At 69.5% G+C, this 14896-nt stretch carries 15 protein-coding genes; 7 read left to right on the forward strand and 8 right to left on the reverse strand.

From position 1 onward, the window contains the following. Positions 1-10 precede the first annotated feature (10 nt). The 6 genes from RBR11_RS11405 to RBR11_RS11430 all read right to left on the reverse strand — a co-directional run bounded on the left by RBR11_RS11405 (position 11) and on the right by RBR11_RS11430 (position 7595). A complete protein-coding gene (locus RBR11_RS11405) occupies positions 11-1297 on the reverse strand; it encodes an ABC transporter permease (protein WP_308489463.1) in 1287 nt (428 codons plus the stop codon). Then, complete coding sequence (locus RBR11_RS11410) at positions 1294-2640, reverse strand: ABC transporter permease (protein WP_308489464.1); 1347 nt, start codon at positions 2638-2640, stop codon at positions 1294-1296. Before RBR11_RS11410 ends, RBR11_RS11405 begins: the two co-directional genes overlap by 4 nt. Beyond that, a complete protein-coding gene (locus RBR11_RS11415; protein ID WP_308489465.1) occupies positions 2637-4151 on the reverse strand; it encodes an ABC transporter ATP-binding protein in 1515 nt (504 codons plus the stop codon). The genes RBR11_RS11410 and RBR11_RS11415 overlap by 4 nt, the downstream gene beginning before the upstream one ends. Before the next feature lie 114 nt (positions 4152-4265). After that, positions 4266-5381, reverse strand: coding sequence for a BMP family lipoprotein (locus RBR11_RS11420; protein WP_308489466.1), 1116 nt, complete (start codon positions 5379-5381; stop codon positions 4266-4268). A 237-nt stretch (positions 5382-5618) separates the two neighbouring features. Further along, entirely contained in the window at positions 5619-6734 is a 1116-nt protein-coding gene (locus RBR11_RS11425; protein ID WP_308489467.1) for a mannose-1-phosphate guanylyltransferase, read from the reverse strand. A gap of 45 nt (positions 6735-6779) precedes the next feature. Then, complete coding sequence (locus RBR11_RS11430; protein ID WP_308489468.1) at positions 6780-7595, reverse strand: aldo/keto reductase; 816 nt, start codon at positions 7593-7595, stop codon at positions 6780-6782. 169 nt (positions 7596-7764) lie between these two features. Between RBR11_RS11430 and sdhC the strand changes: the two genes are divergently transcribed. The 7 genes from sdhC to RBR11_RS11465 all read left to right on the forward strand — a co-directional run bounded on the left by sdhC (position 7765) and on the right by RBR11_RS11465 (position 13496). Further along, positions 7765-8199 (forward strand): succinate dehydrogenase, cytochrome b556 subunit, encoded by a 435-nt coding sequence (gene sdhC, locus RBR11_RS11435; protein WP_308489469.1) that lies wholly within the window; start codon positions 7765-7767, stop codon positions 8197-8199. Beyond that, a complete protein-coding gene (locus RBR11_RS11440; protein WP_308489470.1) occupies positions 8199-8639 on the forward strand; it encodes a succinate dehydrogenase hydrophobic membrane anchor subunit in 441 nt (146 codons plus the stop codon). The genes sdhC and RBR11_RS11440 overlap by 1 nt, the downstream gene beginning before the upstream one ends. A gap of 69 nt (positions 8640-8708) precedes the next feature. After that, positions 8709-10535, forward strand: a complete 1827-nt coding sequence (gene sdhA / locus RBR11_RS11445; protein WP_308489471.1) for a succinate dehydrogenase flavoprotein subunit — start codon at positions 8709-8711, stop codon at positions 10533-10535. Beyond that, on the forward strand, positions 10535-11314 hold the full coding sequence (locus tag RBR11_RS11450; RefSeq protein ID WP_308489472.1) for a succinate dehydrogenase iron-sulfur subunit: 780 nt from the start codon (positions 10535-10537) through the stop codon (positions 11312-11314). The genes sdhA and RBR11_RS11450 overlap by 1 nt, the downstream gene beginning before the upstream one ends. A 94-nt stretch (positions 11315-11408) precedes the next feature. After that, on the forward strand, positions 11409-11711 hold the full coding sequence (locus tag RBR11_RS11455; RefSeq protein WP_308489473.1) for a hypothetical protein: 303 nt from the start codon (positions 11409-11411) through the stop codon (positions 11709-11711). Then, positions 11708-12592, forward strand: a complete 885-nt coding sequence (locus RBR11_RS11460) for a YihY/virulence factor BrkB family protein (protein WP_308489474.1) — start codon at positions 11708-11710, stop codon at positions 12590-12592. The genes RBR11_RS11455 and RBR11_RS11460 overlap by 4 nt, the downstream gene beginning before the upstream one ends. Positions 12593-12602: 10 nt before the next feature. Beyond that, positions 12603-13496 (forward strand): exodeoxyribonuclease III, encoded by an 894-nt coding sequence (locus RBR11_RS11465; RefSeq protein ID WP_308489475.1) that lies wholly within the window; start codon positions 12603-12605, stop codon positions 13494-13496. A gap of 16 nt (positions 13497-13512) precedes the next feature. Here RBR11_RS11465 and RBR11_RS11470 read toward each other — a convergent pair whose 3' ends face one another. Then, positions 13513-14274: a DUF4166 domain-containing protein gene (locus RBR11_RS11470; RefSeq protein WP_308489476.1), complete on the reverse strand. Its 762-nt coding sequence runs from the start codon at positions 14272-14274 to the stop codon at positions 13513-13515. Then, entirely contained in the window at positions 14196-14846 is a 651-nt protein-coding gene (locus RBR11_RS11475) for an SRPBCC family protein (protein WP_308489477.1), read from the reverse strand. Before RBR11_RS11475 ends, RBR11_RS11470 begins: the two co-directional genes overlap by 79 nt. Between the last annotated feature and the right edge of the window lie 50 nt (positions 14847-14896).

Raw genomic sequence — 14896 nt, forward strand, 5'->3', positions numbered from 1 at the left:
GAACGCCCTCCTAGGACTTGATGTACGGCTTGCCGTCGGCCGCAGGGGCCTTGATCTGCCCCACGAAGCCGACGACCGCGAGGATCGTGACGAGGTACGGCAGCATGAGCATGAACTCCCCGGGGATCGGCGTCTTCAGCACCGAGAGCAGATTCTGCAGGTTCGTCGCGAAGCCGAACAGCAGGGCGGCGAGCGCCGCGCGCAGCGGGTCCCAGCGCCCGAAGATCACGGCGGCCAGCGCGATGTAGCCGAGGCCCGCGGTCATGTCCTTGGTGAACTGCGGCACCGAGACCAGCGTGAAGTACGCCCCGCCGATGCCGGCGATCGCGCCGGCGAGCTGGAGGTTCCAGAACCGGGTGGGGTTGACCTTGATGCCGACCGTGTCCGCGGCGTGCGGGTGCTCGCCGACGGCGCGCACGCGCAGGCCCCAGCGGGTGCGGTACATCGCCCAGGCGACGATCGCGACCACCACGTACATCAGGTACACGAGGAAGGTCTGATTGAACAGCGCGGGGCCGATGACGGGGATGTCGCCCAGGATCGGGATCTTGATGAGCGAGAACCGGACCGGGCTGTTCAGCGTCTGCCCGTTCGGCGCCAGCAGCCCCTGGTACAGGAAGCCGGTCAGGCCGGAGGCGAACACGTCCAGCACGACGCCGACGATGACCTGGTCGACGAGGTACCTGATCGCGAACGCGCCCAGGACGAGCGAGATCAGCACGCCGCCGAGCATGGCGCCGATGAGGCCGACGAACGGATTGTGCGTGATGGATCCGAGGATCGCCGCGGTGAACGCACCGAGGAGGAACTGCCCCTCGATCGCGACGTTGACCACGCCGGCGCGCTCGCCGATCACACCGGCGAGGGCGCCGAAGACGAGGGGCACGGCGAGCGAGATCGATCCGCCGAGCAGTCCGGTCAGCGTGATCGCGCCGGCCGCGCCTGCGCCCGCCCAGGTGAGGAAGGCGGTCATCGCGAGCACGGCGTACACGATCGGCAGCCACAGGCCGATCCGGCGATACGTCTGGGCGGCGATCAGCGACCAGACGCCCAGCACGAGCGCCAGGATCCAGGTCGTCCAGATCACCGGTCCCGCGGGAACCGAGACGTCGCCCAGCGCGATCGCGGCACCCGACTCGGCGAGACGGTAGACGGCCGTGCCCGAACGCGGGGCCAGCAGGAAGAGCAGGCCGAGCAGCGCCACGATCGCCAGCAGCGTGATCGGCGTCTTCAGCGAGCGGACCTTGACGACGGTCGGCTCCCCGAGCGCGGGGGCCGAGGTGAGAGAGGTGCTCATGCGGCCGCCGCCTTCGAGTCGGTGGGTTCGGTATGCGCGGCCCGGCGACGCGCGATGCGGGCGCGGGCGCGCGGGGAGCGCTCGGAGTCGTCCTTCGGCAGGAAGAAGATCGTCCGGATCAGCGGGGGCGCTGCGATGAACAGCACGATGAGCGACTGCACCACCAGCACGATGTCGACCGGGATGGACTGCAGCGCCTGCATCGGGAACGATCCGGCCTTCAGCGCGCCGAACAGCAGGCCCGCCCAGAACGTGCCCCACGCGCGGCTGCGGCCGAGCAGGGCGACCGTGATCGCCGTGAACCCGACGCCGGCGTCGATCCCGCCGTCGAAGCCGCTCGTGATCGAGCTCTGGATCTGGAACATGCCGGCCAGGCCCGCGAGGCCGCCGGAGAAGAGCATCGCGTAGATGTAGACGCGCGGCACGCTGATGCCGGCCGCGCGGGCGGCCCGCGGGTTCTCCCCCACGGCACGCATCCGGAAGCCGAGGCTGGACCGTTCCACGAGCCACCACACGAAGAGGGTCGCGACGATGACGATCACGAAGCCCCAGTCGATCAGACTCAGTCCGGGCAGCGGCGGGAGCACGGCGCTGTGCGGCGTCGGCCGGGTGATCGGCTGGATCTGCCCCGGCTTCTGCAGCAGCTGCGGCACGCGCACCATCCACGTCAGCAGATAGAACGCGATGTAGTTGAGCATGATCGTGAGGATCACCTCGTGCGCGCCGGTGCGCGCCTTGAGCAGGCCGACCAGTCCGCCCCAGAGCGCACCGGCGGCGATGCCGACGACGAGGGTGAGCGGCACCTGGATGATCGCGGGCAGGTTCAGCTGGAAGGTCACCAGTGCGGCCGCTGCACAGGCGATCAGCATCTGCCCTCGGGCGCCGATGTTGAACAGCCCCACGCGGAACGCGACCGCGATGCCGAGACCGGCGGCGATGAGCGGCACGGCGAAGCCGACCGTGTTGCCGAGCGGCTTGACCGCCGACCAGAAGTCGCTCGCGCCGAAGTCGATGATCGATCCGGTGAACAGCGCCGAGTAGGCGCCGGAGACGGCCGTCCACGCCGCGCCGAGCATGTCGCTCGGGCGTGCGAAGAAGTAGCCGGAGGCGGTCTGCACGTCCGGGTTGGTGACGGCGATGAGCACGCCGCCCACGATGAGCGCGAGAAGCACGGCGAGAACCGTGGTCACGGCGCTGCCGCGGAGGATCTCGCGCAGGACGCGGTTCGAGACCGGGATCTCCTGGATGCGCCGGGTGGGGGGCGCCGCGGGCGACTCGGGTCCGCCGTTGGAGCTCGACGCCGGCTCGGACGCGGGCGCCGCCGGGGTGGTCTCGGTGCTCATGCGGCTTCCTCCGTGGGGTTCTCGCCGGCCATCATCAGGCCGAGCACGTCGCGGGGGGTGTCCGCGGGGACGATGCCGACGATCCGGCCGCGGTACATCACCGCGATCCGGTCGGCGAGGGCCACGACCTCGTCCAGTTCGGTGGAGACCACGACCACCGGGATCCCGGCGTCGCGCGTGGCGACGATGCGCTTGTGGATGAACTCGATCGAGCCGACGTCCACGCCGCGGGTCGGCTGCGATGCCAGCAGCAGCTTGAGGTCGCGGTTCAGCTCGCGCGCGATGACGACCTTCTGCTGGTTGCCGCCGGAGAGGGATCCGGCCTCCTGACCGGATCCCTGCGTGCGGATGTCGAACTCTTTGATCCGGTCCTTCGCGAACGCGTCGAGCACGCCGCGCTGGATCGTGCCGGCCCGGGCGAAGGCGGGGTCGTCCGAGCGGTCGAGGATGAGGTTCTCGGCGACCGAGAACCCGCCCACGAGGCCATCCTCGTTGCGGTCCTCGGGGACGAATCCGACGCCGGCCGCGAGCACCTGGTGCACGCTGCGCCCGACCAGCTCGACCCCGTTCAGCGAGATCGACCCGCTGGTGCGGGAGTCCAGGCCCATGATCGCCTCGGCGAGCTCGGTCTGCCCGTTGCCCTGCACGCCCGCGACCGCGAGCACCTCGCCGGGACGGACCTCGAAGCTGACGTCGTCCACGACCACGACGCCGACCGCGTCGATGACCCGCAGGTCCTTCACCGTCAGGCCGCCCTCGCCGATCTTCGGCGGGTCCTTGTGCACGGTGAGCTCGACCGGGCGGCCGACCATCATCGAGGCGAGCTCGGTGTTGGAGGACTGCGGGTCGGCCTCGCCGACCACCTTGCCGAGCCGGATCACGGTGATCCTGTCGGCGACGGCGCGCACCTCGCGCAGCTTGTGCGTGATGAACACGATCGCCGTGCCCTCGTCGCGCAGCTGCTTCATGATGCCCATGAGCTCGTCGGTCTCCTGCGGCGTGAGCACCGCGGTGGGCTCGTCGAACACGAGCACCCTGGCGTTGCGGGACAGCGCCTTGATGATCTCCACCCGCTGCTGCACGCCCACGGGCAGGTCGCCGACGATCGCGTCGGGGTCCACCTCGAAGCCGAATCGGGCGGCGACCGAGCGCACGTGCTCGCGGGCCGCGGCGATGTCCAGCACGCCGAGGGCCTTCGACTGCTCATGTCCGAGCATGACGTTCTCCGCGACGGTGAACACGGGGATCAGCATGAAGTGCTGGTGCACCATGCCGATGCCCGCCGCCATCGCGTCGCCGGGCCCGCGGAAGTGCTGCGGCACCTCGTCGAGCAGGATCTCGCCCTCGTCCGCCTGATACAGGCCGTAGAGGACGTTCATCAGGGTCGATTTGCCGGCCCCGTTCTCGCCCAGCAGGGCGTGGATCTCGCCGCCTTCGACGACCACGTCGATGTGGTCGTTGGCGACGAGGGATCCGAAGCGCTTGGTGATGCCGCGGAGCTCAAGCTTCATATCAGTGACCTTATCGGGGAGGATTCACGCGAGAAAGAGGCGCGGGACGCCCGATCCGGCCGCCGTGCCCGGAGGCGACGACGGCGGATCGGAGCGTCCCGCGTGAGGAGCTGATTACTTCGGGGAGCTGGGCGAGGCGACCTTGATGTCGCCCTTGACGATCTTGCTCTGCAGAGCCGTCAGCTCGTCCTTCAGGCCCTTCGGCAGCTTGCTGTCGAAGGAGTGGAACGGGGACAGGCCGACGCCGTTGTTCGCCAGGGTGCCCACGTACGGGGTCGGGTCGAACGTGCCCTTCGCCGCCTCGGTGACCGTGGTGTTGACCGCGTCGTCGATGCGCTTCATGACCGAGACCAGGATCTGGTCGGCGACCGAGGGGTCGGCCACCGCGAGGTCGGAGTCGACGCCGAGCATGACGGTCTTCTTGCCGCTGTCCTTCACGGCCGCACTGGCGGACAGGTAGATCGGACCGCCGACCGGGAAGATCACGTCGACGCCCTGGCCGAGCACCGAGTTCGCCGTCTGCTTGGCGACGTCGTTCGCCTGGAACGCGCCGGTGAACAGACCCTTCTGCGAGTCCTTGTCCCAGCCGACCGAGGTGACCTTGCCGCCCTTGTCCTCGTCGTACTTCTTGACGCCGTCGACGAAGCCGTCCATGAAGATCGTCACCGGCGGGATCTGCATGCCGCCGAAGGTGCCGACCTTGTTGCCGCCCGCCTGCGCCGACCAGGCCGCAGCCGCGTAGCCGCCGAGGTAGGCCGCCTGGGCGGTGTCGAACAGGATCGGCTTGATGTTCGGAGCGTCCGGCTTGCCGTCGCCGTCCGGGTCGGCGATCGAGTCGATGATGCCGAAGTTCAGCTTCGGGTTCGCGATCGCGGCCGCGGCGATCGCGGCGTCGAGCTTGAAGCCGACGCCGATGATCAGCGTGCACTTGCCGGCGATCAGCGCGTCGATGTTGGACTTGTAGTCGTTGTCGGACTTCGACTCGACCTCGAGGGGCTTGACACCGAGGGTCTTGCCGGCCTTGTCCATGCCGTTCTTGGCGGACTCGTTGAACGACTTGTCGTTGAAGCCTCCGCTGTCGGAGACGAGGCAGGGCTTGAAGTTCGAGTCGGCGGGCTTCGCCGCGCCCGAACTCGCCGGAGCAGGAGCAGTGCCGCAGCCTGCCAGGGCGACGATGACACCGGCTGCGACGGTCGCGCCGATCAGCTTCTTGGTGAGGGAGATGGTCACTCGGGCCTCCAGAACACGAGACCCGCGGCCATCGCGGGTCAATTGGAAAGTTACCTACTGTGACGCGGATCGGGCACCCTCGTCCCTGAGGCACTGGCCAATGGTTACAAACCTGAGATCATCTGCGCTCGGTCGTGCTCATATGAGCAGAAGGGGGTTCTCGTCCCCCGCTTCAGAGCGTCCGTCCGCCCGTCCCCGCACCGGTCGAGCCGCTCGCGGACGCCGCGGCGGATCCGCTCACAGCACGTCGCCGCGGCCGGTGAGCTTGAGCGATTCGACGACGCCCTTGACCCGCTGCGCGTGCTCGATCGTCGTCACGAGCAGCGCGTCCGGGGTGTCCACCACGACGATGTCCTTCACGCCGACGAGGCTGATCACCCGCGACGTCTGACTGACCAGGATCCCGGTCGCCGCGTCGGAGAGCACCCGCGCCGACGGCCCGAGCACGGCCAGGTCGTTCTTGCGCCCGTTCAGGATCAGCTTGGTGAGCGAGGCGAAGTCGCCCACGTCGTCCCAGTCGAAGTGCCCCGGCACGACGGCCAGGCGCCCGCGCTCGGCGGCCGGCTCGGCGATCGCGTAGTCGATCGCGATCTTCGGCAGTCCCGGCCAGATCCGGTCGACGACCGGTCCGCGCCGGTCGCGGTCGTCCCACGCCTCGGCGAGCTCGATCAGCCCCGCGTGCAGCGCCGGCTGGTGCAGCGCGAGCTCGGCCAGCAGCACGTCGGCCCGGGCGATGAACATGCCGGCGTTCCACAGATAGGTGCGGTCGGCGATGTAGGACTTCGCGGTCGCGAGGTCGGGCTTCTCCACGAAGCGCTCGACGAGGGCGGCCTCGCGCGCGCCCTCGACGACGAGTTCGCCGCCCTGCTTGATGTAGCCGAAGCCGACCGCGGGCTCGGTGGGGGTGATCCCGATCGTGACGATGTACCCCTGCCGGGCGACCTCGACGGCGTCGCGCACGGCGAACTCGAACACCCGGGTGCCGCGGATGACATGGTCTGCGCTGAAGGATCCGATGATGACGTCCGGGTCGCGGCGGTGCAGGATCGCGGCGGCGAGCCCGATCGCGGCGGCCGACTCGCGCGGCTCGGACTCCAGGATCACGTTCTTGTCGGCGATGCCGGGCAGCTGCTGCTCGACCGCGGCGCGGTGCGCGCGACCGGTGACGACGGCGATCCGGTCGGGCCCGGTCAGCGGCGCCAGACGATCCCAGGTGTCGCGGAGCAGGGACTGCCCCGACCCGGTCAGGTCGTGCAGGAACTTCGGCGCGTCGGCCCGGGACAGGGGCCAGAGCCGCGACCCGATGCCCCCCGCGGGGATGACGGCGTAGAAGTCCTTGATGGGCGCGCGCATGGCCCCCAGGCTATCGGTGCCGCCCGACGGGGTGCGGTGATGTGCTCAGAGCATCTCCAGCGGCACCGGATGGGCGGGCGCCGGGAAGCGCCGGTCGATCACGGCGAGCACGTCCTCGGGCAGGGTCGTGCCGAGCGCCGCCGCGTTCTCCCGCGCGTGGGCGACCGTCGCCGCCTTCGGGATGGCGAGCACGTCTCCCGCGCGGACCGCCCAGGCGAGCACGAGCTGCGCGACCGTGAGGCCGAGCGTCGCGGCGAGCTCGGCGAGCACGGGATCGCGGAGCACCCGGGCCTGCTCGAGCGGCGAGTACGCCATCGCCGGAATACCCTGCTCGCGCAGCAGCGGCAGCAGGTCCGCCTCGGGTCCGCGCCGCGTCGGGTTGTACAGGATCTGATCGGTCGCAGCGCCGTCCGGGAGCTCGGCGAGATCGTCCGGGTCGAGGTTGCTCACACCCCAGGCCAGGATCGCGCCCTCGTCGCACAGCCGCTCGAACGCCTCGACCGTCTCCTCGAACGGCACGGGCCCGCGCCAGTGCAGCAGATAGAGATCGAGCCGGTCGGTGCCGAGACGGGTGAGGCTGCCGTGCACGGCGCGGCGCACGCCGGCCGCGTCGGCGTTGTTGGGGAGCACCTTGCTCACCAGGAACACGTCGTCGCGGCGGCCCCGGATCGCCTCCCCGACGAGCTCCTCGGAGCGCCCGGATCCGTACATCTCGGCGGTGTCCACGACGCGCAGGCCGGCGTCGAGACCGGCGCGGATCGCGGCGATCTCCTCGTCGCGGCGGGAGGGGTCGTCGCCGATGAACCAGGTGCCGATGCCGATCTCCGGAACCACCGGACCGTGCGGAAAACGGATGCTCATGCACTCACCGTACGGCCGCCTGCGATCGCTTCCGTGCATGGATCCGATCGGAGACCTGCATCGCGCTAAGGGTCACCTACGTCGATCTCAGCGTTCTGACAGGAATAGGATGTGGGAGATCGGACGCCTGCGCGCCGCGATCCTTCGCTATCGATCAGGGAGGACGACCGTGTCCGCAAGCACTCGCTTGACACCGTCGATTTCGGAAACCACGTCCAAGACGCCGCGCGGCACCCTCTACCGGGGCCGCGAAGGCATGTGGTCCTGGGTTCTGCATCGCATCACTGGAATCGCCATCTTCTTCTTCCTCCTGGTGCACGTGCTCGACACGTCGCTCATCCGGGTCTCGCCGGAGGCGTACAACGCGGTCCTCGGCACCTACAAGAACCCGATCATGGGTCTTGGTGAGACGGTGCTGGTGGCCGCGATCGTGTTCCACGCGATGAACGGACTGCGGATCATCCTGGTGGACGTGTGGTCCAAGGGCGCCCGCTACCAGCGGCAGATGTTCTGGGGCGTCATCGGCGTCTGGGCGGTGCTGATGCTCGGCTTCGCGCCCCGCCACCTGATGAACGTCTTCTCCGCGGTGGGAGGTGGCCACTGATGACCACGCAGGCTCATCTCGCCGCCCCGCGGCGCAACAAGGGCGTCAACTGGGAGAAGTGGGGCTGGATCTACATGCGCATCTCGGGCGTCGTGCTCGTGGTGCTCATCTTCGGCCACCTGTTCGTGAACCTGATGCTCGGCGAGGGCATCCACGCGCTGGACTTCGCGTTCGTCGCCGGCAAGTACGCCACCCCGTTCTGGCAGTGGTGGGACGTGCTGATGCTGTGGCTGGCGCTCATCCACGGCGCCAACGGCATGCGCACGGTCGTGAACGACTACGTCGGGCACACCGGCGTCCGCAAGGCCCTGCTCGTCGTGCTCGGTCTCGCAGCCGCGCTGCTGATCCTGCTCGGCACGCTGGTCGTGTTCACCTTCGACCCGTGCAACGGCGTGTTCCAGGACGGCGCGATGTGGGCGACCTGCCACCCCGGCAAGTGATCCCCCGGACAGCGCGAAGCTACGCAGCCACCAGCGACAGCGGCGAAATACACAGATAGGCATATCCCAGTGACCACTGAGACCCAGGATTCCGTCGTCAAGAACGGCGTGCACCACCATCAGTTCGACATCGTCATCGTCGGCGCCGGAGGCGCGGGCATGCGCGCCGCGATCGAGGCCGGCCCCGGCGCGAAGACCGCGGTGATCTCGAAGCTCTACCCCACCCGCTCGCACACGGGCGCGGCGCAGGGCGGCATGGCCGCGGCGCTCGCGAACGTCGAGGAGGACAGCTGGGAGTGGCACACCTTCGACACCGTCAAGGGCGGCGACTACCTCGTCGACCAGGATGCGGCGGAGATCCTCGCGAAGGAGGCCATCGACGCGGTCATCGACCTCGAGAACATGGGCCTGCCGTTCAACCGCACCCCCGAGGGCAAGATCGACCAGCGCCGCTTCGGCGGGCACACGGCCGAGCACGGCAAGACCCCCGTCCGCCGCGCCTGCTACGCGGCCGACCGCACCGGCCACATGATCCTGCAGACGCTGTTCCAGAACTGCGTCAAGCTCGGCATCAACTTCTTCAACGAGTTCTACGTGCTCGACCTGATCACGGTGAAGGACGAGGCGGGAAAGACCGGCATCGCCGGCGTCGTCGCCTACGACCTCTCCACGGGCGAGCTGCACGTCTTCCACGCCAAGGCCGTGATCTTCGCGACCGGCGGTTTCGGCAAGATCTTCAAGACCACCTCGAACGCGCACACCCTCACCGGCGACGGCGTGGGCATCGTGTGGCGCAAGGGTCTGCCGCTCGAGGACCTCGAGTTCTTCCAGTTCCACCCCACCGGTCTCGCCGGGCTCGGGATCCTGCTCACCGAGGGCGCCCGCGGCGAGGGAGCGATCCTGCGCAACGCCTCCGGCGAGCGGTTCATGGAGCGCTACGCCCCGACCATCAAGGACCTCGCGCCGCGCGACATCGTCGCCCGTTGCATGGTGCAGGAGGTCGCGGAGGGCCGCGGCGCCGGCCCGCACAAGGACTACGTGCTGCTGGACTGCACGCACCTCGGCGCCGAGGTCCTGGAGACCAAGCTCCCCGACATCACCGAGTTCGCGCGCACCTACCTCGGCGTCGACCCGGTCGTCGAGCCGGTGCCGGTCATGCCGACCGCGCACTACGCGATGGGCGGCATCCCGACGAACAACAACGGCGAGGTCCTCGCCGACAACGACACGATCGTGCCCGGCCTGTACGCCGCCGGCGAGTGCGCGTGCGTCTCGGTGCACGGCGCGAACCGCCTCGGCACGAACTCGCTGCTGGACATCAACGTGTTCGGCAAGCGGTCGGGTCGCAACGCCGTCGAGTACGTCAAGACCGCCGAGTTCCTGCCCCTCCCCGAGGCGCCGGAGACCGCGGTCAAGGAGATGCTCGAGGGCCTGCGCAACAACGCCGGCACCGAGCGGATCGCCGTGCTGCGCAAGAAGCTGCAGGACGAGATGGACAAGGGCGCCCAGGTGTTCCGCACGCACGACTCGCTGCAGCACGTGCTGGGCGTCATCGCCGAGCTGCGCGAGCGGTACAAGAACGTGCACGTCGACGACAAGGGCAACCGGTTCAACACCGACCTGCTCGAGGCCGTCGAGCTCGGGTTCCTCCTCGACATCGCCGAGGTCGTGGTCTACGCCGCGCAGAACCGCGAGGAGAGCCGCGGCGGCCACATGCGCGACGACTTCCCGAAGCGCGACGACGAGAAGTACATGAAGCACACGATGGCCTACCTGACCGGCGACCCGCACTCGTCGACGCCGAGCGACCACATCCGGCTGGACTGGAAGCCGGTCGTGTTCACGAAGAACGAGCAGGGCGAGTTGAACTACCCGCCGATGGAGAGGAAGTACTGATGTCCACCGCTCTTGTCGATCCGGACGCCGTCGCCGACCTGCAGGCCGCCGATGACAACGGCGTGCAGTCGTTCCTGGTGACGTTCAACATCCGCCGCTTCGACCCCGAGGTCGACAGCGAGCCGCGATGGGTGGACTACGACGTGGAGCTGTACTCCACGGACCGCGTGCTCGACGCGCTGCACAAGATCAAGTGGGAGGTGGACGGATCCCTCACGTTCCGCCGCTCCTGCGCGCACGGCATCTGCGGATCCGACGCGATGCGCATCAACGGTCGCAACCGCCTCGCCTGCAAGACGCTGATCAAGGACCTGGACATCTCCAAGCCGATCTACGTCGAGGCGATCAAGGGCCTGCCGCTGGAGAAGGACCTCGTCGTCGACATGGAGCCGTTCTTCGCCGCGTACCGCGAGGTGAAGCCGTTCCTGCTCGCGACCAGCGAGCCGGCGAAGGGCAAGGAGCGCGTGCAGTCGATCGCCGACCGTGCGATCTTCGACGACACCACCAAGTGCATCCTGTGCGCCGCGTGCACCTCGTCCTGCCCCGTGTTCTGGACCGACGGGCAGTACTTCGGACCTGCCGCGATCGTGAACGCGCACCGCTTCATCTTCGACTCCCGCGACGACGGCGCCGATGTGCGTCTGGACATCCTCAACGACAAGGAGGGCGTGTGGCGCTGCCGCACGACCTTCAACTGCACCGAGGCGTGCCCGCGCGGCATCGAGGTCACCAAGGCGATCGCCGAGGTCAAGCAGGCGGTCCTGCGCGGCCGTCCCTGATCGGATCCGCCCATCTGTCGAGAGGCGCCACCCCCCGGGGTGGCGCCTCTCCGCGTCTGCCGGCGGATCCCGCCCACTCGCTAGGGTGAGGTCCGTGGGGGATTCCGGATCCGAGCTGCGGGAGCGCTTCGAGGCGCCCCTCGAGCGGGCCGCCGCCCTCACCCGCCGCACGATGCAGGCGTTCCCGATCCGGGTGTGGCGACGCTTCCTGCGCCGCAACGGCTTCCTGCTCTCCGCCGGGATGAGCTATCAGGGCCTGTTCGCCGTGTTCGGCCTGCTGTACACCGGCTTCGCCTCGGTCGGGCTCTGGCTCGGCGGCAGCGAGCGGGCGATCCGGCTGGTCACCCGGATCGCGCCAATTACATCCCCGGCATCGTCGGCGAGAACGGCCTGGTGAAGCCCGACGATGTGCAGACGCTCGCGGCCTCCTCGACCGGAGTGCTCGGCGTCACCGGGATCATCGCCGCCGGGGTGGTCGCATGGACCGGGATCACCGCCGTCACGTTCACCCGCCGCGCCGTGCGCGACATCTTCGGGCTGCCGTACGACACCCGCAGCTTCGTGCTCCTCAAGATCGCGGACGGGCTCGCCGGGCTCGCGTTCGGGCTCGTGCTGCTGATCGGATCCGTGCTCGGCTTCGTCGGCGTCTGGGCGCTGCGGCAGGTGTTCGACCTGCTCGGCTGGACCGTCGGCGCGACCGTGTTCGACACGCTCACCAGGATCGGGTCGATCCTGGTGATGCTCGTGATCGACTCCGCCGCGATGGCGCTGCTCGTGCGGTTCCTCACAGGGACGCGGCTGGCGTGGCGCACGATCCTGCCCGGCTCGGTGCTCGGCGGGGCGGCGGTCGTCGTGCTCCAGCTGGGCGCCGGCCTGCTGCTGGCGCACACGCCCGGCAACCCCCTGCTCGCCACGTTCGCGGTGGTCGTCGCGATGCTGCTGTGGTGCCGCTGGGTGGCGGTCGTCGTCCTCGTCGCGGCGGCCTGGATCGCGCTCACCGCGGAGGACGGCGACGAGCCGCTGCAGGAGGAGGACGCGGACGCCGCGCGCCGGGCCGAGCTCGCCGCGCTCGCGCTCGCCGCACAGGTGCGGCTGCGCCGCGCGCAGGCCGAGCACGACGCCGCGCCGTGGTGGCGGCGACGGGCGACCTCCCGCGCCCTGCGCGAGGCGAGGCAGGAGTGGGGCGACGCGCTCGCGGACGAGCAGGAGTCGGCTCTGCAGAGCGCGGATCCGTTCGGGCTCCGGCGCGCGCGGGGCGATGTCCCCGGCCCTCGTTAGGCTGGATCCCATGCCCCATCTGCGTATCGCCACGGTCAACGTCAACGGGATCCGCGCCGCGGTCCGCAACGGGATGCACGCCTGGCTGGACGACGCGGGCGTCGACGTGCTCACGCTGCAGGAGGTGCGCGCGCAGGACGAGCACATCGAGGCCTCGTTCCCCGGCTGGTCGATCCTGCACGACGAGGCGACCGCGAAGGGCCGTGCCGGCGTCGCCGTGCTGAGCCGCGTGCCCGCGCTCGCCTCGCGCACCGAGCTCGGCCCCGAGGACTTCGACTCGAAGGGGCGCTGGCTCGAGGCGGACTTCCTGCTCGGCGACACCCCGCTCACCGTGGTGAGCGCGTACGTGCACAGCGGCGAGGCGGACACTCCGAAGCAGGAGGAGAAGTGGAAGTTCCTCGACGCGATGACGGCGCGCATGCAGGAGCTTTCCGCCGACGGCGCCCTTGCGCTCGTCACCGGCGATCTCAACGTCGGGCATCGCCCCCTCGACATCCTGAACTGGAAGGGCAACGTCAAGAAGTCTGGTTACCTGGCGCGTGAGCGCGCCTACTTCGACCGCTTCCTCGGCGCCGCCGGTGAGCCCGCAGTCGGCCAGGAGGGCATCGGCCGGGGCATGGTCGGGCAGCTCAGCGACACGCGGGCGTACGCCGCGGAAGGCGGCGGCACGGGCCTCGGCTGGGTCGACGTCGGACGGGTGGCGGCCGGCGAGGTTCCCGGTCCGTACACCTGGTGGACGATGCGCGGCCAGGCGTTCGACAACGACGCCGGCTGGCGGATCGACTACCACCTCGCCACCGCTCCCCTCGCGGAGCGCGCGACCGGCTACCACGTCGCCCGCGCCGCGACCTACGCCGAGCGCTGGAGCGACCACACCCCGGTGGTCGTCGACTACACGTACTGACCCGCGGCAACACTGCTCAGTCCCGGCGCTCCTCACGGTACGGTTTCGCTGTCTCCGGTGCGTCCTTCCCCTGGGGGAACTCGCAGGTGAACTCGCCTCGATAGCCGAACAGCAGCCCGAACACACAGTTGCGGACTTCGAGATCGATCACGAAGAGCTCTCGTTCATCGTCGAAGTATTCGGTGAGGTACGCGCGCCCGCTCAACAGCGAGGGGACTCGAAACGCGATCGGTCCCTCGTAGAAGCGCTGCGCCCCGGAGACCAGCTGGAGGGCGCCGTCGTCGCTGACGGACAGATCCAGTTCCACCGCGAGATGCTGATGCGTGCCGAGATAGTCGACGATCCGCCCGCGCGCCTCACTGTAAATCATCGTGGCATCGAAGCGACGCCGCCGTCCCTGCCGCACGTGCATGGTGCGGGCGAACGTGACCGTCTCGCGACCGAAGCTGTCGAGGTACGGATGGTTGTCGATCCGGAACGGGATCCCGCGGCCCTTCTCCGGGAACATGATGTTGCGTACGGAGCCGAGTGCGAGGAACGGGACGGTCCACCACGGTCCGCGCCGCACCTGGGTCATCACCCCGTGGCCGATGCAGCCGTACCCGGCCGACACGCCGACGCCGAACCGCCGCTGCAGCTGCGGATGGAGCCGGACGAACTCCTCCCCCAGTGCGCGCCTGAAGACTCCCTCGGTTCGGGTCACCGCTCGATCCCCGCGAGCGAGGGCGGTGCGTCCCGCATGATCTCGGATCCGCGCACCGGCGGTCGCGACAGACATCGCCGCGCTCGCGGGCGAGGCCCGGGCCGGAGTGCGCGCCACCATGCGGTGCGTTCCGGCGCGACTCCCTCCTCCGCCCAGAGACGCAGGCGGTCGAAGCTGCGCGCGGTGAGCCACCACACGAACGGTCGCACGAGCAGCGGGTCGAGCACCCGCCCCAGCGCGCCCCAGCCCGGTTCGTAGTCGAAGCCGGTGAGGAAGCGAACACCGTCCGAGGTCGGAATGTAGCGCCAGTAGCCCCTGCCCTTGCGGAGGGGCGAGAGACGATCGCGGGAGTCGAAGACGAGAGCGGAGGTCCGCTCGCCCCCGCCTCCGTTCCGGGTGCCGAGCGATACCCCGGTGCCGCGGATGGTGTGCAGCCCGAGGCCGCGTTCGTACTCGAACTCCTGAGCGCCGTCGAGGCGGAGCCGCACGGGCCGGATCACGCTGAAACGCGCGTCCCACCGGACGTGCCGATGCGGATCCTGAGTGAGCTCCCACACGGTCTCCAGCGATGCTCGTATCGAGATCTCGACGTACAGCGCTCGGTCCCTGCGCGGACCGATCCGCGTCTTCCCCCCGGGAGTCGCCATGCCCCCACCCTAGGGGCCTGACAGTCGGCGCCCTGCCGCACCATAGGATT

It is taken from the genome of Microbacterium capsulatum (assembly GCF_030865425.1).
Classification (GTDB): Bacteria; Actinomycetota; Actinomycetes; order Actinomycetales; family Microbacteriaceae; genus Microbacterium; species Microbacterium capsulatum.